The organism is Candidatus Methylomirabilota bacterium, assembly GCA_035315345.1.
Classification (GTDB): Bacteria; Methylomirabilota; Methylomirabilia; order Rokubacteriales; family CSP1-6; genus CAMLFJ01.
Genome location: DATFYA010000215.1, coordinates 62,011 through 84,665, shown reverse-complemented (window position 1 = coordinate 84,665; position 22,655 = coordinate 62,011). Strand labels below are relative to the sequence as shown.

The 22,655-nt window shown below is 72.9% G+C and carries 17 protein-coding genes; 6 read left to right on the top strand and 11 right to left on the bottom strand.

The annotated features are described in order from the left end of the window. Window positions 1-4: 4 nt before the first annotated feature. The 9 genes from VKN16_28075 to pqqA form a co-directional block, all read right to left on the bottom strand. Window positions 5-1,237 (bottom strand): ABC transporter substrate-binding protein, encoded by a 1,233-nt coding sequence (locus tag VKN16_28075; GenBank protein HME98081.1) that lies wholly within the window; start codon window positions 1,235-1,237, stop codon window positions 5-7. 23 nt (window positions 1,238-1,260) lie between these two features. Continuing rightward, window positions 1,261-1,800 carry a VOC family protein gene (locus VKN16_28070; GenBank protein HME98080.1) on the bottom strand — a complete coding sequence of 180 codons (540 nt, stop codon included), beginning with the start codon at window positions 1,798-1,800 and terminating at the stop codon, window positions 1,261-1,263. Window positions 1,801-1,848: 48 nt separating this feature from the next. Further along, entirely contained in the window at window positions 1,849-2,949 is a 1,101-nt protein-coding gene (locus tag VKN16_28065) for an amidohydrolase family protein (protein ID HME98079.1), read from the bottom strand. Window positions 2,950-2,975: 26 nt separating this feature from the next. Continuing rightward, a complete protein-coding gene (locus VKN16_28060; protein HME98078.1) occupies window positions 2,976-3,494 on the bottom strand; it encodes a permease in 519 nt (172 codons plus the stop codon). After that, a complete protein-coding gene (gene pqqE / locus VKN16_28055) occupies window positions 3,491-4,600 on the bottom strand; it encodes a pyrroloquinoline quinone biosynthesis protein PqqE (GenBank protein HME98077.1) in 1,110 nt (369 codons plus the stop codon). Before pqqE ends, VKN16_28060 begins: the two co-directional genes overlap by 4 nt. Window positions 4,601-4,610: 10 nt before the next feature. Further along, on the bottom strand, window positions 4,611-4,886 hold the full coding sequence (gene pqqD / locus VKN16_28050) for a pyrroloquinoline quinone biosynthesis peptide chaperone PqqD (protein ID HME98076.1): 276 nt from the start codon (window positions 4,884-4,886) through the stop codon (window positions 4,611-4,613). Beyond that, window positions 4,886-5,626: a pyrroloquinoline-quinone synthase PqqC gene (pqqC, locus tag VKN16_28045; GenBank protein HME98075.1), complete on the bottom strand. Its 741-nt coding sequence runs from the start codon at window positions 5,624-5,626 to the stop codon at window positions 4,886-4,888. The genes pqqD and pqqC overlap by 1 nt, the downstream gene beginning before the upstream one ends. Further along, window positions 5,623-6,543 carry a pyrroloquinoline quinone biosynthesis protein PqqB gene (gene pqqB, locus VKN16_28040; GenBank protein HME98074.1) on the bottom strand — a complete coding sequence of 307 codons (921 nt, stop codon included), beginning with the start codon at window positions 6,541-6,543 and terminating at the stop codon, window positions 5,623-5,625. The genes pqqC and pqqB overlap by 4 nt, the downstream gene beginning before the upstream one ends. Before the next feature lie 84 nt (window positions 6,544-6,627). Further along, window positions 6,628-6,771: a pyrroloquinoline quinone precursor peptide PqqA gene (pqqA, locus tag VKN16_28035; protein ID HME98073.1), complete on the bottom strand. Its 144-nt coding sequence runs from the start codon at window positions 6,769-6,771 to the stop codon at window positions 6,628-6,630. A 183-nt stretch (window positions 6,772-6,954) separates the two neighbouring features. Here pqqA and VKN16_28030 point away from each other — a divergent pair, with 183 nt between their 5' ends. The 4 genes from VKN16_28030 (at window position 6,955) to VKN16_28015 (ending at window position 18,640) form a co-directional block, all read left to right on the top strand. Continuing rightward, window positions 6,955-10,914, top strand: a complete 3,960-nt coding sequence (locus VKN16_28030) for a sigma 54-interacting transcriptional regulator (protein HME98072.1) — start codon at window positions 6,955-6,957, stop codon at window positions 10,912-10,914. Beyond that, entirely contained in the window at window positions 10,911-12,308 is a 1,398-nt protein-coding gene (locus tag VKN16_28025; GenBank protein HME98071.1) for an FAD-binding protein, read from the top strand. The genes VKN16_28030 and VKN16_28025 overlap by 4 nt, the downstream gene beginning before the upstream one ends. A gap of 67 nt (window positions 12,309-12,375) precedes the next feature. Next, on the top strand, window positions 12,376-15,441 hold the full coding sequence (locus tag VKN16_28020; GenBank protein HME98070.1) for a PD-(D/E)XK nuclease family protein: 3,066 nt from the start codon (window positions 12,376-12,378) through the stop codon (window positions 15,439-15,441). Continuing rightward, on the top strand, window positions 15,434-18,640 hold the full coding sequence (locus VKN16_28015; GenBank protein ID HME98069.1) for a UvrD-helicase domain-containing protein: 3,207 nt from the start codon (window positions 15,434-15,436) through the stop codon (window positions 18,638-18,640). Before VKN16_28020 ends, VKN16_28015 begins: the two co-directional genes overlap by 8 nt. A gap of 28 nt (window positions 18,641-18,668) precedes the next feature. Here VKN16_28015 and VKN16_28010 read toward each other — a convergent pair whose 3' ends face one another. Further along, on the bottom strand, window positions 18,669-19,223 hold the full coding sequence (locus VKN16_28010) for a hypothetical protein (GenBank protein HME98068.1): 555 nt from the start codon (window positions 19,221-19,223) through the stop codon (window positions 18,669-18,671). 46 nt (window positions 19,224-19,269) lie between these two features. Next, entirely contained in the window at window positions 19,270-20,985 is a 1,716-nt protein-coding gene (locus VKN16_28005; GenBank protein ID HME98067.1) for an ABC transporter ATP-binding protein/permease, read from the bottom strand. 148 nt (window positions 20,986-21,133) lie between these two features. Here VKN16_28005 and VKN16_28000 point away from each other — a divergent pair, with 148 nt between their 5' ends. Both VKN16_28000 and VKN16_27995 read left to right on the top strand, forming a co-directional pair. Continuing rightward, window positions 21,134-21,916, top strand: a complete 783-nt coding sequence (locus tag VKN16_28000) for a hypothetical protein (protein ID HME98066.1) — start codon at window positions 21,134-21,136, stop codon at window positions 21,914-21,916. Next, entirely contained in the window at window positions 21,913-22,644 is a 732-nt protein-coding gene (locus tag VKN16_27995; protein HME98065.1) for a hypothetical protein, read from the top strand. The genes VKN16_28000 and VKN16_27995 overlap by 4 nt, the downstream gene beginning before the upstream one ends. Window positions 22,645-22,655: the final 11 nt, after the last annotated feature.

Here is a 22,655-nt window from a genome sequence, read left to right as displayed (position 1 = left end):
CCGGTCAGCTCTTGAGCGGCGGGTAATCGCGCGAGTACACCGGTTGGGCCAGGAACCACTTCTCCTCGTACGTCCAGAACTGGCTCACCTTGGGATATGTCTTGATGGTGGTGTTGACCAGCTTGCCGCCCTTGCGCTCGCATCGCCGGATGTAGAAGCTGCCGACCACGTTGCCGAGGTGATCGAAGCTGAAGGGCCCGCGCGGGCTGTCGGTCAGTGAGACCGCGCGCAGCGCCCGGATCAGCGCCTCCTTGTCGTCGGTGTTGCCGCCGGTCTTCTCCAGCGCCGCCTCCGCCACCATGCCGTTGATGTAGAGGCCCGCCGCGTAGATCCCGGGGATGTTCCCGTAGTCGTGCACCATGCCCTCGACCAGGCGCTTGTTGCTCGGCGTGTCGAGGTCGGCGGTATAGGCCGAGCACGTGACCATGCCGATCGCCTCGTCGCCGAAGCTCTTGAGCAGCGCGTCGTCGGCCGCCGTGCTGCCCCCCAGCACCGGCAGCTTCAGCCCCTGGTCGCGATACTGCTTCATGAACTTGAGGGGATTCGACCCCGCGAAGCCGTGCACCACCGCGTCGACCCCGCTGATCTGAGCGAGGTAGGGCGTGTAGTCGGGCGTCACGATCGGCGGCCACAGCTTCTTCACCACGCGTCCGCCGCCGTCCTCGAACACGCGCTGGAAGCCTCCCATCTGCTCGTGGCCGAACGCGAAGTCTTCCGAGAGCGTGATCACGCTCTTGAGCCGGAGCTCCTTGACCGCGTAGTCGGCCAGCGGGTGCATGCTCTGCGCGGCGGTGGCCGAGGCGCGCACGAAGTAGGGGTTGGGCTTGCGCTGGGTCATATCCTCGGCGGCGGCGAGGCTCAGGATCGGCGTCTTGGCGGCAGCGGCGTACTCGCTGATCGCGAGCAGCTCGAACGCGGCGAGCGGGCCGAAGATCATGTCGACGTGGTCGCGCTCGATCAGCTCCTGGGTCTTGGTCTTGGCCCCCGCCGGGTTGCCGCCGGTGTCGGCCACGGTCAGCTCCACCTTGCGGCCCGCGATCGTGTTGTTGCGGTCCTTCAGGAACCGCATGGTGCCCTGCTCCATCTGGATGCCGCCCGCGGCGAGCGGGCCGGTCTTCACGGTCAGGAGGCCGATGCGCACCGGCTTGCTCTGTGCGCGCGCGCGGCGGGGCAGCCCGGCGGCTGCGACGATCGTGCTGCCGGCCAGGAAGGAGCGGCGGCTCAGTGGGAGCGACATGGACGCCTCCTGTTCAGGGTGAGCTAGGGTCGGCGGGTCACCTCGACGGTCGCGCTCTCCTCGGTCATCCGCCCTCCGAGCGGGACGTGGCGCAGCTCGTGCCACACCCGGTCCACATCGGCGAGCACGGCCTCGTCCGGCCGGTCGATGTCGATGGGCGTGGCGGTCGGCACCCAGCACGGCCGGCCGGTGACCCAGAACACCTCGGTGCGGTTGCCCTCGGGATCGAAGAAGTAGCAGCCGATCGCGCTGGCGTGGTTGACGACGCCCTCGATGCGGTAGCCCTCGGCGACCAGGCGCCTCCGCATGACGCGCAGGTCGTCGAGGCTGCCGACCCGCATCGAGATCTGGTTGATCAGGTGGGGGTCCGCCGGATCGGGCCGGCCGCCCATGAGCGCGATCTCGTGGTCCACCGACTCGGGATCCGCGCTCAGGAACACCACGCCGGCGCGCCAGTTCTGCTTGGTCACGCGCATGCCCATGACGTCGCGGTAGAACGCGACCATGCGCTCCAGATCGCGCACGTAGATGCCGACGTGACCCAGGCCCAGCACTCTCGCCATCGGTCCCTCCCTCGATCGGACCGCAGCTCGGACGCCCGGAGGATACTCCTATCGCCGGCGGCGCGCCCGCTTCGCTTTCGCGGCGGCCGGGAGCGCGATCTTGAGCAGCCGGGCCGCGTTGCCGCCCAGGATCTTCGCGCGGTCCGCCGCGGTGAGAAAGCCCGCGCCCCCCACGAAGCCGCGCGGGTCGTACATGCCCATGTCGTAGGGATAGTCGGTGCCGGCCAGGACGTGGTCGGCGCCCCACAGCTTGACCAGGTGCTGGAGCTGGACGCGGTCGAACACGATCGTGTCGAAGTAGACCCGGGCCAGCGATCGGCGCGGCGTGTTCTTCAGCACGGTCCGCGCGTCGGCCCGCGCGCCCCACACGTGATCCATCCGGGCCGGGTAGTGCGCCACATAGCCGCCTCCGTGGGCGGCGACCAGCTTGAGCTTCGGGAAGCGCTCCAGCACGCCGTCGAAGACGAGATGGCCCAGCGCCACCGTGGTGTCGAGCGGGTTGCCGATCACGTTGGTGAAGTAGTGGTCGGCGAGGCGATCGCCCTGCGTGAAGCCGTTGGGATGCATGAACAGCACGGCGTCCAGCTCCTGCGCGGTCTTCCAGAACTGGTCGCGGCCGCGCGAGACCTCGGCGCCGACCACGTTGGTGCCGATCTCCGCGCCGCGGAAGCCGAGCTTCGTCACGCAGTATCGCAGCTCGTCAGCGGCCACGTCGGGCGCCTGCAGCGGCACGTGGGCGAGCGCGACGAAGCGATCCGGATGCGCGGCCACGATCGATGCCAGATGCTCGTTCACCGACCGGCTCACCGTCCGGGCCAGCTCGGGCTCGAGCCAGTACATGAAGTGGAACGGCGACGGCGAGATGGCCTGGATGTTCACGCCCATCTTGTCCATGTCGCGCAGGCGCTGCTCCACGGAGGTGAGACAGGTCCACACGTTCTCCATCTGCTTGCGATTGGTGGCCCGCGACAGCTCGTTCGAGAACCGGGCCGACGGCTCGCGATCGGGTGTGAGCAGGTGCCGCACCATCTCGTCGGCGACGGGGTGGTGCACGTGGCAGTGGATGTCGATGCAGACGGGGCGCCGACCGACCGCGCTCACGCGCGTGCGCCCGCCCCGGGCCGCGTTGGCTGGACACGTGAAGAGCATGAGGGTCTCCTCCGGGTGAGCGCGGGTCAGCGCCGGGCGAAGAGCGCGTAGAGCCACTGGCCGACCCAGCCCAGTACCGGCGGCAGCAGCACGCCGGGGATGAGCCGGGCCAGCGTCATGGGCCAGCCGAGCAGCGGCGCCTCGTAGGTCAGCATCCGGATGGGGCTCACCAGCGTCTTGGCGGTGAGCAGGGCGATCAGCGGACCGGGCGCGGCGCCGCTCCGGAACAGGTTCGCGACCACGGGGAACACCAGGTACGGCCCGCCCGGCATCACCAGCCCGGCGGCCCAGCCGACGAGGATGCCCTGGCCCAGCCGCTCGCCCCCCAGCCAGCGCGACAGCACCGGCGCGGGGATCAGCACGTCGATCAGCCCGGCCAGCACGAAGCCCAGGGCCAGCTCGATCCACACGCCGGAGAGCAGCCGCCCGGTGGACTGGAAGCCGCGCACCACCAGCTGCGGATCCCGCGCGAGCGCGACCACCAGCGCGACCGCAGTCAGCGCCAGCAGGATGAGCAGGCTCGCGTCCATGCGGCGGCGTTTCACGGGGTGCCGGGTGTCGAGACCGGGGTGCGCGAGCTCCGATAGACCAGCGGAACGGGCCGGCCGTCCTCCGCGGCTTGCCGCGCCGCCTCGATCAGCCCGTGGTCGGGCGAGAGACGGCATACCGGGTCGGTGGCCGCCGCGTTGCCGGTGAGCTGGTAGGCCTGGCAGCGGCAGCCGCCGAAATCGACGGCGCGCCGGTCGCAGCTGCGGCACGGCTCGGGCATCCACTCCTCGCCGCGAAAGGCGGCGAAGCCGGGCGAGTCGCGCCAGATGTCCGACAGCGGCCGCTCGGTGACCGAGTCGAACTCGATGCCGGGCAGCGTGTGGGCCGCATGACAGGGCAGCACCAGCCCGTCGGGCGAGATCAGGAGGAACCGGCGCCCCCAGCCGTCCATGCAGGCCTTGGGGAGCTCCGCGTAGTAGTCGGGCGTGACGAACAGCACCTCCATGCGCCCGCGCAGCCGCTCCCGCGCCCGGCCGGCGACGACCCGCGCGCGCTCGAGCTGCTCGCGCGTGGGCAGCAGCGCGGTGCGGTTGGTCAGCGCCCAGCCCACGTACTGCGCGTTGGCCAGCTCCAGCCGGTCGGCCTGAAGCCGCTCGGCCAGGGCGATGACCTCCTCCACGCGATCCAGGTTCTCGCGGTGCAGCACCGTGTTGAGCGTCAGCGGAAAGCCCAGCTCCTTCACCCAGCCCGCGATCTCGATCTTCCGGTCGTAGGAGCGCAGACCCGCGATCCGGTCCGACGGCGCCGCCGTGGTGTCCTGGACGGAGAGCTGCACGTTGTCGAGACCCAGCTCGCGGAAGCGGGCGAGCCGCTCGCGGCGCAGCGGGATCCCGCTCGTGATCAGATTCGTGTAGAGATCGAGCCGCCGCGCCTCCGCGATCAGGGCCTCGAGGTCGTCGCGCACCAGCGGCTCGCCGCCGGTCAGGTTGAGCTGGACCACCCCCAGGTCCTCGGCTTCCCGGAAGACGCGCCGCCACGTCTCGGTGTCGAGCTCGCGGTCGTGCCGGCCGTAGTCGAGGGGGTTCGAGCAGTACACGCAGCGCAGCGGACACTTGTAGGTCAGCTCGGCCACCAGCGTGTACGGGCGGTACGTCTCGCTCATGAGGCCGCGCTCATGTCGCCGACTGTACCAGGCCGCGATCGGCCATCGTCTCGAGAAAGGTCATGACCTCGCGCTCCACCGCCGGCGGCTCGTGCCCGTACTTCTGCGCCAGCTCCTCCACGATCGAGCCCACCGTGCGCTCGCCGTCGCACCGCTGGAGCACGTCCGCCGCGGTCTCATTCAGCACCAGGCCGCGCTCCGGATACAGCAGCATGTAGCGCGACGACTTGCGGTCGTAGCGCAGCCGCGCCTTGCTGGCCAGCCGCGGCCGGCTCGTCGCATCCATCACGTGGCCCGCGCTCCCCCGGGGCCCCAGGCCGGCTCGACGTAGGCCGCGAAGGTGCAGTCGAGCAGGTGCCAGAGGATCTCGGTCTTGCGGATGAGCGCGGCCACGCAGCGCTCCTGCATCGCGTAGGTATCGGCGTGGCGCACCACGAAGTCGATGGCCTCCTCGGAATCGCGCCGCGCCCGCGGCACGCGCGAGCGGAAGTACGCGAGCATCTCCGGGCTCACCCACGGGTAGTGCTTCTCCCAGGCCAGCACGCGCTTGGACATGAGGTCCGGCGCGAAGAACTCGGTGAGCGACGAGGCCACCGCCTCGACCAGGGTGCGCTGCCGCACCAGCTCCACGTAGGCGTCGCAGGCGAAGCGCACGCCGGGCAGGACCGAGCGACAGCTCGCGACCTCGGCCCGGTCGAGGCCCACCCCGTCGGCCAGTCGCAGCCACAGCTCGAGCCCGGCCTCGCCGCCCTCGTCGCCGTCGTGGTCGCGGATGCGGCGGATCCACATGCGGCGGAACGCGGGGTCCTCCGACTTCGAGAGGATGATGGCGTCCTTGATCGGGATGCGCGTCTGGTAGTAGTAGCGGTTCAGCACCCACTGCTGCAGCTGCACGCGGCTGAGACTGCCCTCGTGCATCATCCGGTGATAGCGGTGATGATCGTGATACCGCTGCTCGCCCTCGCGGCGGACCCAGGCGATCAGCTCGTCCCGCGTCAGCGGCGGCCGGACCGGCTCGGTGGTCACAGCGTCACCTCCATCCCATCGAACGCGATCTCCCAGCCGGCCGCTTCCGCTTCCTTGCGCTCGGTGGAGTCGTCGCACAGCAGCGGGTTCGTGTTGTTGATGTGGATGTAGATCCGCCGCCCGGCCGCGAGGCCCTGGAGCGCGGTCAGGCTGCCGCGTGCGCCGCCCACCGGCAGGTGGGCCATGTCCTCGGCGCGCTTGGTCCCGAGGCCGCGCGCCGGCAATTCGTCGCTCGACCAGAACGTGCCGTCGAAGAACACGCAGTCCGCCTCGCCGAGCGCCCGCCGGACGTCCGCGGTCAGGGCACCCGCCGCGGGAAAGTACGCGAGCCGCTGGCCGGTGGCCGCCTCACGGATCGTGAGCCCGACGTTGTCGCGCGGATCACCCGAGCCGCGGTGCTCGAGATGGATCGGCTGCTTGCCCGGCACGGCGACGGCCTCGATGAGGAGCCCGCTGGGCCGGCCGTCGGCCCCGGCGAGCGGAGCTTCGCGACCCGGCTCGAGCACGCGCCACGTCACCTGACCGGGGAACCGCTCGAGCGTCCGGTACAGCACGTTGCCCTCGGTGAAGCCGGTCCGCACGCGCTCGGTGGCGTAGATCACCAGCGGGTGGGACTCGCGAAGGGACAGCAGGCCCAGCGTGTGATCCAGGTCGCCGTTGGTGACGACGATCGCGTCGACCGGGGAGTGACGCGGCGCCTTCGGATGCAGGCCGACGAAGCTCTCGATCTGGGACCGGATCTCCGGGGAGCAGTTCAGCAGGAACCAGCGCTCGCCGTCGGCGCTGACCGCCACCGACTCCTGGGTACGCGCCGCCGATCGGCCCGTTCCCTCGCGGACGCCGCGGCAGTTGGAGCAGCCGCAGTTCCACTGGGGAAAGCCGCCGCCCGCCGCTGAGCCCAGCACCCGGATGCGCACGATTGGCCCCCAGAAACACCACAACCCCCCGGCGGCAGATGGCCGAGCGGGGGGCTGTCGATACGACCGAACGGCTGGGCCGCTCTAGAAGCGGTCGTCCGGCTCCCGGTCGAAATCGTCCTGATACGAGTTGATCTCGGCGTCCATCCTCACTTCGCTGAAGTCCGGCGCTTCCCAGCTCATGGCGCTCACCTCTACTGAACGATCGAGCACCGAACGATCGAGCACCGAACGATCGGGCACTGAATGATCGGGCACCGAATGGTCGGGCGCTGAATGATCGGGCCCGCGTGTCTCTACCGCCCCGATACTATCGGCGGCCCACTCCGAGGTCAAGCGGCATCGGGACGGGCTTGACACCCGGATGCGCCGCCTCTAGATTCCGACCGGGAGGTCGCCGTCGCCCGCTCCATGGATCCACTCGCCGACCTGATCGGGGAGCATCCGACGATCGTCGCCCTCCGCCAGAAGGCGCGTGCCCTCCTGCCCCGCCATCAGGGCGCCCGCCGCCTGCCGCCGATCTTGATCCTGGGCGAGACCGGCACCGGCAAGGGCCTGCTCGCGCGCCTCATGCACCGCGCGGGGCCGCGCGCCGAGAGCCCGTTCGTCGAGCTGAACTGCGCCGCCATCCCGGAGAGCCTGCTCGAGGCCGAGCTGTTCGGCTACGAGCGGGGCGCCTTCACGGACGCCCGCCACGCCAAGCCGGGGCTCTTCCACGTCGCCCACGGCGGCACCCTCTTCCTCGACGAGGTCGCGCTGCTGCCGCGCGGGCTGCAGCCCAAGCTGCTCACCGTGCTCGAGCAGGGCAGCGTACGCCGGCTGGGCGCGACCCGGAGCGAGCCGGCCGACGTCTCCATCGTGGCCGCCACCAATGCCTCGCTCCGATCCGCGGTCGCCGAGGGGCGCTTCCGCGCCGATCTCTACCATCGCCTCGCGGTGCTGACCCTGGAGCTGCCGCCGCTGCGGGAGCGGAACGCGGACATCGACCTGCTGGCCGAGCAGCTGCTGGCGCGCGCGTGCACCGAGTACGGGCTGCCGATGAAAGCGCTGGGCGAGGACGCCCGGAGGGCGCTGCGCACGTACGCCTGGCCGGGCAACGTGCGGGAGCTCGGCAATGTCATCGAGCGCGCCGTGCTCCTCTCCGATCTCGAGACGATCGGCCCAGACGGGCTCGACCTTCCGCGACCGGCCGCGCCGCCCGCCCCGCGCGTCGTGCCGCCGCCGATGTCGCGGGCGGACTCGGCGCGCGCGCATCTGGCGGACGCGCTGGCCCAGACCGGCTGGAACATCACGCGGACCGCGGCGCGGCTCGGCATCACCCGCAACACGGTGCGCGCGCGGATCCGTCTCCACGGGCTGCGGCCCCCCGGCGCGGTCGAGCCGGCGGTCCCGGTGGCCGTGCCGCTCGTGCCCGACGTCCCGCCGGCGCCGATCGCGGCGGCCGAGCGCGCGCCGGCGCCTGCGGGCGTCGGAGTCCGCTGGGACCGGCGCCGGGTCACGTTCCTGCGGGCGCGCATCGTGCCCGGGCCCGAGGGGGCGGCGTCGGTGACGAGCCGCGTCTTCGGCTGGCTGGTCGACAAGGCGCAGACGTTCGGCGGTCACGTGACCGAGATCGGCCAGCAGAGTGTCGTGGCGATCTTCGGCCACGTGCCGGCGGAGGACGCGCCCCGGCGCGCCGCGACCGCCGCACTGTCGGTGACGAAGCTCATCGCGCGCGAGGACCGGCGCGCCGAGGGACCGGACGACGTCGCGGTCGCCCTGGCCATCCACGTCGACCGCGTCGCGCTGGCGCACATCGACGGCCGCCCCGTCGTCGAGCAGGACGCCTCCCGCCGCGCGCTGGCCGCGCTGGATGCGCTGGAGCCGATCGGCCGCGGGGAGATCGGGGTGACCGACGCCGCCGCCGGCTACCTCACCCGCCACTTCGAGATCGCGGCCGGTCCTGGGCCCGCCGCGGGGCGACGCCTCGTCGGCCGCTCGACCACCCCGGGGGGATCGCAGCCGGTCGCCTTCGTCGGCCGGCGCGCCGAGATGGACACGCTGCGCCGCCTGCTCGACCAGGCGATGCTGGGCCACGGCCAGATCGTCACCCTCGTGGGCGAGCCGGGCATCGGCAAGTCGCGCCTGCTGCAGGAATTCCAGCAGTCCGTCCGCACGGAGCGCGTCGTCATGCGCGAGGGCCGATGCGCGCCCTACGGCACGCACGTCCCCTACTTCCCGGCGATCGAGATCTTGCAAGCCTTCTGCGACGTCGAGGACACCGACGCGATGGAGACGGTGGACGCCGCGGTGCTGGCCGCGCTCGAGCCGCTGGGTGCCGCCGCGGCGGCGTCGGCGCCCTATCTGCAGAACCTGCTCTTCCCGCGCACGGGCGGCGAGCTGACCGGGCGGTCTCCCGACGCGGTCAAGTCGGGAACCTTCGACGCGGTCCGGCGCGTCGTGCTCGCCCAGCAGGAGCGCCGCGCCCTGCTGCTCGTCATCGAGGATCTGCACTGGATCGACCAGACCTCGGCCGAGCTGCTGGCGACGCTGGCCGAGCTGACTGCCGCCTCGCGGATCCTGCTGGTGACGACGGCCCGCCCGGGCTTCCGGGCCGCGTGGCAGACGCGGCCCAACGCGACGCAGCTCACGCTCGGCCCGCTCTCCGCCGGGGACAGCCGCCGGATCGTGGAATCCGTGCTGGCCGCCCGGCCGGCCGCGGAGGCGGTGGTCGGGCGCGTCCTGAGCCGGGCGGAGGGCAACCCGTTCTTCCTCGAGGAGCTGGCGCAGGCGGTTCGCGAGCACGCCGACGAGAGCGACGCGCTCGCGGTGCCCGGGACGGTGCACGACGTGGTGGCCAGCCGCGTGGACAGCCTCCCCGCCGCCGACCGGCACGTGCTCGAGGTGGCCGCGGTCATCGGCCGCGAGATCCCGGTGGCCCTGCTGCGGGAGGCCTCCGAGCTGTCCGCCGCCGACATCCAGGCCAGCCTGGCCCGCCTGCAGGGCGGCGAGTTCCTCCACGCCATCCGGTCGGGCGCCGAGGCCGGCTACGCGTTCAAGCACGCGCTGACCCACGAGGTGGCCTACGACGGCGTGGTCCGAAGCGCCCGCGCGCTGCTGCACGCGCGCGTGGTGAGCGCGATCGGCAAGCTGGCCCCGGAGACCCGCGAGCGGCGGCCGGAGACGCTGGCGCGCCACTGCACGGAGGCCGGGCGGCACGCCGACGCCATCGGGCACTGGACTCGCGCCGGACAGCTCGCGATCCAGCGCTCCGCGCACGGCGACGCCATCGTGCACCTGGGCCATGCGCTGGCGCTGCTGGCCGGCCAGCCCGAGGACCCGGCGCGGGAGGCGCAGGAGATCGACATCCAGCTCGCGATGGCGACGTCGCTCACCGCCACGCGCGGGTACGGCGCGCCGGAGGTCGAGCAGACGCTGGACCGCGTGCGGGTCATGGCCGACCGCCTCACCGACGTCGACCAGAAATTCTTCGTGCAGTGGACGCTCTGGCGCTTTCAGCTCTCGCGCGCCGACTTCCGGGCCGCCGAGCACCTGGTAGGCCGGCTGCTCGCCGTCGCGCACGGCCACGGCGACACCCTCGTGCGGGTGGGCGGCCACGTCGCGGCCGGGGTGGACACCTTCTACCGCGGCGAGTTCGCCCGCGCGCGGGAGCACCTGAGCCAGGCGGCCGCGCTGGACGACCGCGGCCGTGCCCCCGAGCAGATGCTTCGCTACGGCCAGGACATGGGCGTGGCGGCCGCCGGATTCCTCGGCTGGGCGGACGCGGTGATCGGCGATCTCGACGGCGGCGCGCGGCGCGCCGAGCTGGCGGTGCGGATGGCCCGCGAGGGCGGGCATCCGTTCAACGTGGCGCTCGCCCTGTTCCTGGCCTGCGAGGTCCACGAGCTGCGGCGCGAGCCCGCCGTGGTCCGGCGGCTCGGCGACGAGCTGGTGGCCCTTTCCCGCGACTGCGGCTTCGCGTTCTTCCTGGCGATCGGGCTCTCGCACGCCGGCTGGGGCCGGAGCGCCGGCGGCGAGGCCGACGCGGGCGCCGCCATGATGCAGGAGGGCGCCGATCTCTTCCGCCGGGCCGGCCAGCGCGTCGGGCTCGCCCATCGCGCGCGCCTGGCCGAGGGGCTGCTGGCCACCGGCGCGGTGGAGGCCGCGCTGAACGTGATCGCCGACGCCCTCGAGCAGCGGCGGCAGACCGCGGAGCACGCCTTCGTGGCCCCGCTGCTGACCCTCCGCGCCGAGGCGCTCGTCCGCCGCGGCGAGGCCGCGGCCGCGCTCGACGCGCTCCGCGAGGCGGTGGAGGTCGCGACCGGCCAGGGCGCCACCCTCTTCGCCCGCGACGCGGCCGCCGCCCTCCGCCGTCTGGAAGACCGGGGATGAGCGTCTCGAACTGGAACGGCTCGAATCGCTGCGCGCCGGCCGCGACGGTCACACCCCGCGATCTGGACGAGCTGATCGCCATCGTGCGCGACCCGGCCTTCCCCTCGCCGGTGCGGGCCCTGGGCGAGCTGCACTCGCTGAACGAGTCCATCGAGACCGCGGGCACCGCGGTGTTCATGACCCGCTTCTCGACGATCGACGCGCCCGATCGCGCCCAGCGCCGGGTCACGGTGGGCGCCGGCGTCCGGATGATCGACCTGAAGAACGCGCTCCGCCCGCACGGGCTGCAGCTGCCGGTGGTGCCGGAGATCGGCAATGCCACCGCGGGCTCGGTCGCCTGCTGCGGCACCAAGGATTCCTCGCTCGGCCCGACCGGCCGCGGCCAGATCAGCTCGACGGTGGTCGCGGTCCGCCTGGTGCGAGCCGACGGGCGGACCGTGCACGTGACCGACCGCGACGCCCTGCGCCTGATCCGCTCGAGCTACGGGCTGCTCGGCATCGTGTACGAGGTCACGTTCGAGGTCGAGGAGCGCCGGCGGGTCTGGTACTCCTACGAGCGGATCACGCTCGACCGGTGGCTCGAGACCGGCCGGCCCCTGCCACCGCCCGACGGCGCCGAGATCCTCGGCGGCGCCGACGGCTTTCTCGCATTCCTGCTCCCGTACCGGCGACAGCTGATCGTCGAGCGCCGACGGGTGGCCGTCGGCCACCGTCCCGTCATGGTCCTGGACGCGGTCAGGCTCTGGCTGCGCACGTTCGCCTGGATGTCGGGGGCGCGCCCGTTCAACGCCCCGCTCCGGCTCCTGCCCCGGCCCCTCCGTCGCCTCGTCATCGCGGCCTGGGTGTGGGCGCTCGATCACGGCTTCCTCAAGATCTTCTTCCTGCGCGTCATCAGCCGGTTCGCCAGCTACCGGGCCGACGCCATGATCGACTTCAAGCGGCCCGCCTCGAGCTACTTCGACTTCACGTTCTGGGCGTTCCCGGTCAGCGGCTGGGCCGAGATCGTGCCCGCGTACCTGCGCTTCTGCGAGCGCTTCCGGCGCGAGCACGGGTTCAGGCCCGCGCTGCCCACCGAGGTGTACTTCATCCGCCGGGACGACTCCGCGCTGCTGTCCTTCAGCCCCGAGGAGGACATCTTCACGCTGGACATGGTGAACTGGTCCCACGAGGAGCCCGCGGCCTGGATGGCGATGAACCGCGCGTTCAACGAGTTCGCGGCGCGACACGGCGCCCGCCCGCTGCTCAATCAGACGAAGGGCCTCCTGCCCGCGGTGGCCCGGCAGCTGTGGACGCCGGCCTGGCACGCGCTCGCGAACGCGCGCCGGACGGCGGATCCCGAAAACCGGTTCCTGACCCCGTTCTTCCGGGACATCCTCCCCGCAGCGGGTGCATGATGGAGGCCGCCGAGACGCCGGAATCGCTGTGACCCCGGCTGTCACGGTCGGGGGAGACCATCGGCGCATGAGCAGTCCCTTCCTCAGCCAGCTGGCCGAGCTGCAGCGCGCGGACCGCACCCGCGCCAAGTGGGTGATCGTGCCCTCCCACTCGCTCGGGCACACGCTCGGCGAGCGGCTGGCGCTCTACGGCGCCGGCTGGACCAACGTGCGCTTCGCCACGCCGCTGGACCTGGCCCTGCCGATGGCCGCGCCCTTCCTGGTCGAGCGTGGCGTGGACCCGGCCCCCGACGGCATCGGGCCGGCGCTGATCATGCGCCTGCTGCTCGAGCTGCCCGCGTCGGTACCCCCGTATTTCCGCGGCCTGGCCGAGCAGCCGCAGATGGCCGAGGCCCTCTGGGTCGCCATCGCCGAGCTGCGCATGGCCGGCGGCACTGCGGCGGCCCTGCCGCACGCCGCGTTCACCGACGAGCGCAAGCACGCGGAGCTGCGCGCCCTGCTCGCGGCCTACGAGGAGCACCTGGTCGCGCGCCGGCTCGCCGACCGCGCCGTGGTCTTCCACGAGGCGCTGGCTCACCTGGACGTCTGCCCGATCCAGCCCGCCGACCTCTCGATCGAGCTGCCCGCCACCATCTGGGCCCCGCTGGAGCGGCGGCTCCTCGATTCGCTCCCGGGCCGCCGCGTGACGCCTCGCGCGCTGGACCTGCCCGGTCTCGACGTGCCGAGGCGAATGATCAGCCTCGCGGCCCCGGCCGACGCGGTGACGCCCGCGCCGAGGTCGAACGCGGAGCGGCTGGCCCTGCTGATGGACCCCGCGGCGGCCGCGCCCGCCGGCGACGACACGCTCACCATGTTCTGCGCCGGCGGCCGCGAGGCCGAGGTGGAGGAGATCTTCCGGCGCATCGGCCGGGCCGGGCTCGCCCTCGATCAGGTGGAGATCGCGTGCCCCCGGACGGAGCAGGCCGCGCTGGTCTGGGAGAAGGCGCAGCGCCACGAGTGGCCGATCACCATCGGGCCCGGCATCCCGATCGCGCTCACCCGACCCGCGCGCGCCCTGCTCGCCTTCTGCGAGTGGGTCGAGGGAGGCCTGCCCGCCAGCCGGCTGCGCCGCATGCTGCAGTCCGGCGACGTGCGGGTGAGTGAAAGCGGCGAAGGGCTCAGCGCGGGCCAGGCGGCGCGCTTGCTCGCGCGGGCCCAGGCCACGTGGGGACGGCAGACCTACGCGGCGGCGCTGGGCCGGCTGGCCGAGCATCACCGCGGGCGCGCCGCCGATCCCGAGCTGTCCGAGGACGCGCGGGCGCGCCACGCCGAGCGCCTGGACCAGGCCCGGCGCCTGCAGGCGTGGACGGCGGCGCTGCTGGCGCTGGTGCCCGAGGCACCCAGCGCGCCGCTCGGCCGGTGGCTCGAGGCGGCGGTGACCTTCGTGAAGGCGTTCGCGCGCAAGAGCAGCGAGCTGGACGGGGAGGCGACGGTGGCGCTCACCGAGGCGCTGGCCGACCTGCGCGCCCTCGCCGACCTGGCGCGGCCGGCATCCGACGCGCTGGCCCTGATCCGCGGCCGGCTCGACGGCCTGTCGGTGGGTGGCGACCGCGCGCGCCCCGGTCACCTGCACGTCACCACCCTGGCCGACGCCGGCCACGCCGGGCGGGCGCACACCTTCGTGCTGGGGCTGGAGGAAGGCGGCGTCTTCCCGACGCTGGTGGAGGATCCGGTGCTGCTCGACACCGAGCGCGCCGGAATCGACCCGGCCCTGCGCACGTCGGCCGATCGCGTCGGCGAGGCGCTCTATCGCATCGTCTCGCGGCTCGGCAGCCTGGGCGGACGCGTCTGCCTGAGCTACTCGCGCCGCGACCTGCGCGAGGCGCGCGCCACGTTCCCCTCGTGGGTGCTGCTGCAGGCCGTCCGCGTGCTCCAGCCCCACGAGACCTGGACGTACGACAAGCTCGTGGCCGCACTGGGCGAGCCGGTCTCGGCGGTGCCCGCGGAGCCGGCGGCGGCGCTGAGCGACGCGGGCTGGTGGCTCGCGAGCCTGCGTGAGGCGGATGCCTCGGCGGTGCCGGCGGTGCGCCAGGGCTTCCCCGCCCTGGGCCAGGGCGCGGTGGCCGAGGCCGCGCGCGAGTCCGACGCCTTCACCGAATACGACGGCTTCGTGCCCGAGGCGGGCCCCCTCCTGGACCCGCGCCGGCCCGGCGCGGTGGTGTCGCCCACGAGCCTCGAGGAGCTGGCCAAGTGCCCGTTCCGCTACTTCCTGCAGCGCGGCCTGGGCCTCGATCCCATCGACGACGCCGAGCCGGATCCCGACGTGTGGCTCGACCCCATGACGCGAGGGTCGATCCTGCACGACCTCTTCGCCACGATCATGCGCGAGATCCGCGATCGGAAGGAGGCGCCGAGCCCGGCGCTCCACGGCGACCGGCTCCGCGACCTCGGCGAGCAAGCGCTGGCCACGCACCGCGCGCTGGTGCCGCCACCGTCCGAAGGCGTCTACGAGCGCGAGGCCCGCGAGCTGCAGGCCGATCTCGCCCTGTTCCTCGCGTTCGAGGCCCGGGGCGCGCAGCGGCGGGCGCTCGGATTCGAGGTCGCCTTCGGCGGTGACCCGGAGGGCGAGCCGCTGGGGCGACGCGACCCGGTGACCATCGACCTCGGCAACGGGCTCCGCTTTCGCCTCCGGGGTCGGATCGACCGCATCGACCGCCTCGCCGACGGCAGCTACGAGATCGTCGACTACAAGACGGGGAGCGCGTTCCTCCCCGGCGGCCTCGAGGCCACCTTCGCGGGCGGCCGTCAGCTCCAGCATGCCCTCTACGCGCTGGCCGCGGTCGAGCTGCTCCGCGAGACGGAGCCGACGGCGCGCGCGGTCGGCTCCTACTACTTCCCCACCGGACGGGGCGGCCAGGAGCGGCAGGTGCGCCCGGCGTCCAGCCGGGAACAGGTCGCGGCAGTGCTGCGCGATCTGTTCGATCTGCTGGCGGCCGGGGCCTTCGTGCACACGCCCGACGGCGACGAGGATTGCCGCTTCTGCGAATTCGGGCGCGCGTGCGGCCCGCAGGCGGCCGAGCGGGCGGAGCGGAAGCTCGCGCGGTCCGAGAACCCCGCGCTGGACGCCTACCGGCGGCTCGGCGGCCATGCCTGAGCCGCGTCCCGTGCCCGACCAGGCCGCGCGGGATCTCATCCGCCAGCGCCTGGACATCAACCTGCTCGTCGAGGCGGGCGCGGGCTCGGGCAAGACCGAGTGCCTGGCCCAGCGGATGGCCGCCGGCGTGCTCGACGGCGCCTACCAGGTCGAGCAGATCGCGGCGGTCACCTTCACGCGCAAGGCGGCGGCCGAGCTGCGCGGGCGCTTCCAGCTCACGCTCGAGAAGGCCGCGGCCGCGGAGCGGGATCCCGCGCGGAAGGCGCGCGCGCAGCAGGCGCTGCGGCATCTGGAGCGCCTCTTCGCGGGCACCATCCACGCGTTCTGCGCCCACCTGCTCCGCGAGCGGCCCGTCGAGGCCGGGGTGGCGCCGGGCTTCACCGAGCTGGACGAGATCGCCCAGCTGGACCAGCAGCGCCGCGCCTGGCGGGACTACCTCGACCGCCAGCGGGCCCTAGGCTCACCGGTCTTGCGCGAGCTGGTCGAGGCCGGCGTGAAGCCCGGCGACCTCGACCACGCGTTCGAGGTCGTGTGCACGCACGCCGACGTCGTCTTCCCGGCCGGGGACGCGGCGCGGCCGGACGCGACCGAGGCGCGCGCCGCTCTGGAGCAGTTCTGGACGCAACTCGGGGCGCTTCTGCCGGGCCCGATCGCCCCCGACACCTCCTGCCCCGTGCAGCGGTCGATGCGAAAGTTCCAGCGCCGATTCCGGGTGGCCGCGCTCGAGGAGCCGCGGGTGGTCGCCGAGCTGGCCGCGGAGTGGAAGGGCACTCCGAAGATCACGCAGAACCGGTGGGCCCCCGGCGGCCGCGAGGGCCAGGCGGCGAAGGCGCGGATCGAGGCGCTCTTCGCCGAGCTGCAGCAGGTCACGCTGCCGTTCCTCGACGCCTGGCACCAGCACGTCTACCGGCTCGCGATGACCCTGCTGACGGGGGGCCGCGAGCACGCGGCCGAGGCGCGGCGCCGCGCGGTGACGCTCAACTACGGCGATCTGCTCCAGTACGCGGCCGCGCTGCTGCGGGACAACCTCGCGGTGCGCGAGGCGCTGCAGCGCAAGTACCGCTGGCTCTTCGTGGACGAGTTCCAGGACACGGACCCGATCCAGGCCGAGGTACTCCTGCTGCTGGCCGCCGCCGCGGGCCCGGATCGAGACTGGACGCAAGTGCCGCTCCGGCCCGGCGCGCTGTTCGTCGTCGGCGATCCGAAGCAGTCCATCTATCGCTTCCGCCGGGCCGACATCGACATCTACCAGCGCGTGCGCGAGCGCATCGAGGCCGGCGGCGGCCGGGTGGTGACGCTGACCGCGTGCTTCCGCTCCGTCCCCGCGCTCTGCGAGTGGGCGAACGCCGCGTTCGGCCGGCTGTTCCCCGCTGCCGCCACCCAGCACCAGCCGGGATTCGCTCGGCTGATGGCGGCACGCTCGGACAAGCATCCGGGACACGGCGTGCGGGTGATCAAGATCCCGGAGGGCCTCAAGGGCGGGGCGGTGAACGACTTCGAGGCCGACGCGATCGCCCGCTTCATCCGGTCCGAGGTCGACGCGCGCCGGCGCAAGCCGGGTGATTTCTTGATCCTCACCCGGTTCCGCAAGACCCTGCCCGTCTACACGCGGGCGCTCGAAGCCCTGCGCCTGCCCGTCGAGGTCAGCGGCGGCGCGGCCTTCGCCACATCGGCCGCGGTCACCGCGCTGTCCGACCTGCTGCGGGCGCTCACCGATCCGGACGACGGGCCCGCGGTCGTCGGCATCCTGCGCGGGCCCCTGTTCGGGATCGGCGACCGGGACCTGTTCCGCCATCGGCAGGCCGGGGGTGGCTTCCTGATCACCGCGCCCGATCTGACCGAGGCGGCGGGGCCCGTGGGCGAGGCGCTGCGCGTCCTGCGCAGCATGTACGCGTGGACTCGCCGGCTGCCCGCCCCCGCGGCGGTCGAGCGCATCCTGGAGGCCACCGGCCTGCTCGCGCTGACCGCGGCGGCAACTCCGGGCGGCGCCGAGGCCGGCGACCTGCTGCACGCGGTCGACCGCGTCCGGCAGGTCACCGAGGAGGGCGGCACCCTGGCCGACGCGGCCGCCGCGCTGACCGACGATCTGGAGTCGACCGAGGTCGAATCGGTGCCGCTCGAGCCCGGCCGGAGCGACGTGGTGCGCCTCATGAATCTCCACAAGGCCAAGGGCCTCGAGGCGCCGGTGGTCTTCCTGGCGGACCCGCTGCGCAGCGGCCCGGACGACGTCGAGGTACGGATCGTCCGCGAAGGGATCCAGGCCACCGGTTACCTCGAGCTCCGCCGGAAGAACGAGGGCACCTACGGCCACACCGTGCTCGGCCGACCGGCCGAGTGGGCGCTGCATCAGGAGAAGGAGCGCGCCTATCTGGACGCCGAGCGGATCCGGCTCGTCTACGTGGCGGCGACGCGGGCGAAGGATCTCCTGGTGGTCAGCCGGCCCGCGAGGCCGACCGCCGGCGGGCCCTGGCAGCAGCTGGCGCCCTATCTGATCAAGGTGCCACCGCTGCCGACTCCGCCGATCTCGCAGCTGCCGCTGCCCGTGGTCCCCGACCTGAGCACCCGCGCCCGCGCCGCCGGCGCCGCCGCGCGCGAGGCGCGGGCGCGAGCGCTCCACGCACCGTCGTGGCAGGTGGAGTCGGTGACCGGCACCGCGCATCGGGCCGGCCCCTACGGCCATCCCCTCCAGGAAGGTCGCACCCGCGAGCCCGACACCGGCATGGCCTGGGGCAGCCTCATCCACTTCCTGCTGGAGCACGCCATGCGCGGCCCCCATCGCGACCGCGCGCATCTGGAGCGCCTCGCCAACTGGTTCGCCTTCGACACGCCGGACCTGCGCCGCGTGATCCCGGAGGCGCTGGACACGGTGGAGCGCGTGATGAGCGCGGACTTCTGGCGCGAGGCGACCGCGGCCGCCGAGCACGCGGTGGAGGTGCCGTTCGCGGTTCGCGTGGACGACGGGGACGCGGCGCCGCGGCTGCTCCACGGGGTGATCGACCTGGCATTCGCGACCGCGGAGGGCTGGACGGTGATCGACTACAAGACCGATCAGCTGGGCGCGGGCGTCGAGGTTCTCGTGGCCCGCTACGCGCCGCAGATCCGCGCCTACGCCGACCACTGGAGCGAGCGGACCGGCCGTCCGGTGCGCGCCGGGCTGCACTTCGTCCGCAGCGGGGAAACCCGCTGGCTCGCCGGCTGATGAAGAAGCCGGCGAAATTCGCCGGCGGCTAGACGGGGCGCGCCTCTTCCGAGACCACGATCCGGTCCCAGCCGCTGGTGAAGTCGACCTGGAACATCGCGTTGGCCGGCTTCACGTCGTCCGCGGTCACCTGCACGTTCAGGGTGTAGACGCCGGGCGGAAAGATCATCACGCCGGACGGGCTGGGGGGCGCGAAGAACCGCAGCTGGTCGGGCGCCGACGCCAGGGCGAAGCAGAGGTCGAGCCGCCGCACCTGATTGCCCTCCACCTCGCGCGCGTCGAAGTCGGGCTCGCGCGCCCACTTCAGGAACACCGGCGCGAAGAAGCCCGGCGCGGGCGACGTCCGGCCGTCGGCGCCCCGCACCTGGATCTCGAGCAGCCGCCCGCGACAGTTGCGCGCCGCGACGGGCCCGTCGTTGCGGACCATGACGTGGCAGAAGTATCCGGGCCGATCGCCGGTGTCGGCGACGTCACGCCGCTCGTAGGTCGACGTCGGGTCGAAGTAGACCTCGAGCCCGGGCTTCCGAGCGTGGCTCCGGAAGCGTGGCCCGAGCGTCAGCGCCTGGCGAATGGAATTCCACACGAGGTGCAGAGTACACGCGAGCCGGGGAGGCTCGCAATGTGTCGCGTCAGCCGGTTCGGGGCCGCGGCGCGGGAGTCTCCTCGACCACCGTGGCCGGTCCCGATCCGGTGCGCTTCACCGTGAGCTGCCGGGAGTGGAACGACCGCAGCGTCGCCCGGTGGCCCACGCTGAACAGCGTGGTCCCGGGCAGCCGCTCGTGCAGCAGCCGGTACAGGCGCTCCTCGGTGGGCTCGTCCACCGCGGAGGTCGCCTCGTCGAGGAAGAGCCAGTCCGGCTTCTGGAGCAGCGCGCGGGCGAAGGCGATGCGCTGCTGCTCGCCCGGCGACAGCTGCAGCGCCCAGTGGCCGGACTCGTCCAGCCGCCGGGCCAGCTCCGGCAGTCCCACCGCCTCGAGGGCGTCGCGCAGCGCCGCGTCGGACACCCCGTCCGCGGGCATCGGGTAGCTCACCACGCTGCGCAGGGTGCCGATGGGCAGGTACGGCCGCTGCGGGAGGAAGAGCACGCGGGCCTTGCTCGAGGTGCGGATCTCGCCGCGTCCGAACGGCCAGATGCCCGCGATGGCCCGGAAGAGCGTGCTCTTCCCCGAGCCGGAGGCGCCGCCGAGCAGCACGCTCTCCCCCCGCTGCAGCGAGAGGTTGACGTGGGCGATGAGGGGCCGGCCGTCGGGCAGGTGCAGATCCACGTTCTCCACGCGCAGCTCCTGCTCGTCGCCGTCGGCGTGCTGCACCCCGCCGCCGCGCGCGGTGTCCCGGCGCACGCGCGCGAGCGTGCGCTCGAAGCCGGCGAGCCGCTCGACCACCGCGCACCAGGCCGCGATCTCCTTGTACGAGACCACGAAGAAGCTCAGCGCGTCCTGGACCTGGTTGAAGGCGCCGACCGTCTGCATGAGCCCGCCCAGGCCCAGCTCGCCGCGGAAGTATCGCGGGGCGGCCACGATCGACGGCACGATCCACGCGCCCTGCGAGTATCCGGAGGTGAACGAGGTCAGCCGCTTCTGCCGCCGCATGATGCCCCACCAGTTCTGCACCACCGACTCGAACAGCGCGCGGAAGCCGCGGAACTCGTCGGGCTCGCCGCGGTAGAGCGCGACGCCCTCGCTGTTCTCGCGGAAGCGCACCAGGCTGAACCGGAAGTCGGCCTCGTAGCGCTGCTTGTCGAAGTTCAGCCGCACGAGGGGGCGGCCGATCCAGTCGGTCAGCCAGGTGCCGCCGAGCGCGTAGAGGATCGACACCCACACCATGTAGCCGGGCAGGACCAGGGTGTGGTCGCCGATCGGCACCGTGAGCTGGCCGGAGAGGCTCCAGAGGATGGCCACGAAGGTGGTCAGGGTCACGAAGGCGCGCAGCCCGCCGATGAAGAGCGCGAGGGTGTGCGAGACCAGCAGCTGGATGTCCTCGGCGATGCGCTGGTCGGGGTTGTCGGTCTCGCGGGCGATCAGCTGCATGCGGTAGTAGGCGCGGTCCGCGAGCCAGGCGAGGAGGTAGCGCTCGGTGAGCCAGCGCCGCCAGCGGATCTCGAGCATCTGGCTCAGATAGAGCTGGTAGACCGCGAGCAGGATGAACGCACCCACCAGCCACGTGACCTGCAGCAGCTGGCGGCGAAAGGCGGCCGCGTTCTTGTCCTGCAGCGCGCTGAAGAAATCGTTGTTCCAGCGGTTCAGCAGCACGCTGAGGTAGACCATCCCCAGGGTCAGCGTCACCACGACCACGAGCAGTCCCAGCCCGTGCCAGCGATCGTCCGAGAGCCAGTACGGGCGGATCATCCGCCACGCGTCGGGAAGGGTTCGGCGGAGACGACCGACGGCCGGATCGGTGGGTCCACCGGGGAGAACTGCGGACATATGCTCGGATGCTACAACTGTTTCCCAACCGGGACCACCGCACTACGAAGTGGTAGAGTGACGGGCACGTATGCGCCTACTGCTTCCGACCCGGCCGTCGCTACGCCCGGGCACGTCGCTCGTGGGCCTCGCGCTGCTGGCGGTGGGCTGCGCGGGCCAGCCCTCGCTCGTGCCGCAGAAGCAGGCGGACGCGATCGAGATCCGCGAACGGGCCCTGGCGTCCCATTCCTCGGCGATCCAGGACGCCATCCGGCAGTCGAACACCCTGGGCGCGCTCGCCTTCATCGACAATGCCAACGGCCGCCTGGTCGTGCTCCCCGGCGACACGCCGGGCGACGCGTGGGCGCGCCATCGCGCGGCGCCGCCCGACACCCCGCCGTCGGTGCCGCCGGTGGTCGACTTCGTGTACCGGCCGGACATCGCCAAGGCCCCCGACACGGTGACGGTCAAGCTCCTGGAGGAGCAGCAGCGCCTGCGCGACACGCTCGCCGCCACCGACGCCGAGCTGCGCCGGCTCTCCGATTCGATCGCCACCGTGCGCCAGGAGACGCAGGCCTCGATCGCGGCGTCGCGCGAGGACGTGAAGAAGTCCCTCGACGCTCTCACCGAGGACCTCGCGGCGGCGCGGAAGTTCATGCTCCAGACCGCGCAGCTCGGCTGGCTGGATCACGAGCTGACCAACGAGAACGCGAGCACCCTGCGCAAGCTGACCGCCACCAGCCAGGAGCTGACCGCGACGTCGACGAAGCTCACCGAGACGATCCAGCACCTGTCCGACACCCTCAGCCGTCAGCTCAAGGAGCTGGCCGCCCGCCTCGACGCGCTGCAGAATCGCGTGAGCAACGTGAAATGACCCGCGCGGTGCATCGTGGTCGAGCGGGGACGCGGCGGCCCGGCGTGCTCGCGCTCCTCCTGCTCCTGGCGCCGGCGTCCGCGGCGGCCGAGTCGCCCGGCGCGGACGGGGAGGACGCCTGGGTCCGGACCGAGTCGCAGAAGCTCGCGGCCAGCCAGGAGCGCGCGCTCCGGGACAACGAGAAGCGCGTCGCGGAGATCGAGGCCCGCGAGGTCGGCATCGACGAGGGGAGGCGCGCGGAGAAGATCACCGCGGATCGCGCCCTGGCCGCCTCCGCCGCGCTGAGCGGGGCCGGCGCGCCGGCGGGCGTGCCCTCGAAGGGAGAGACGTGGGGGCAGACCCTGGCCCGGATGGCCGACGTCGCCGCCCGCGACACCGGCACGCTGCAGACGCTGTACCGGGCCCAGACCGAGTACGTCGACGACGCCACCGCCGACTGGGTGGACGGGCCGGAGCGCAAGAAGCTGCAGGAGGCGGGCGCGCAGCTCCAGAAGAACATGGAGGTCAGCCGGGCGACCATGATCGTGACCACCGAGACCGCAGAGACCATGACCGCGCGGCTCCCCCAGGCGCAGCTGCTCGACAAGGTGGCCCGGATCGAGACCGCGGCCAAGGAAGCGGGCGAGCGTCTGAGCGCGCGCTGGGAGCGGGAGCGGGCCGCCCGGGAGCGGGAGCGCGAGCAGCGCGAGCGCGATGCCGCCGAGCGGGCCCGCGAGCAGCGGCGCTGATCGGCGCGAGC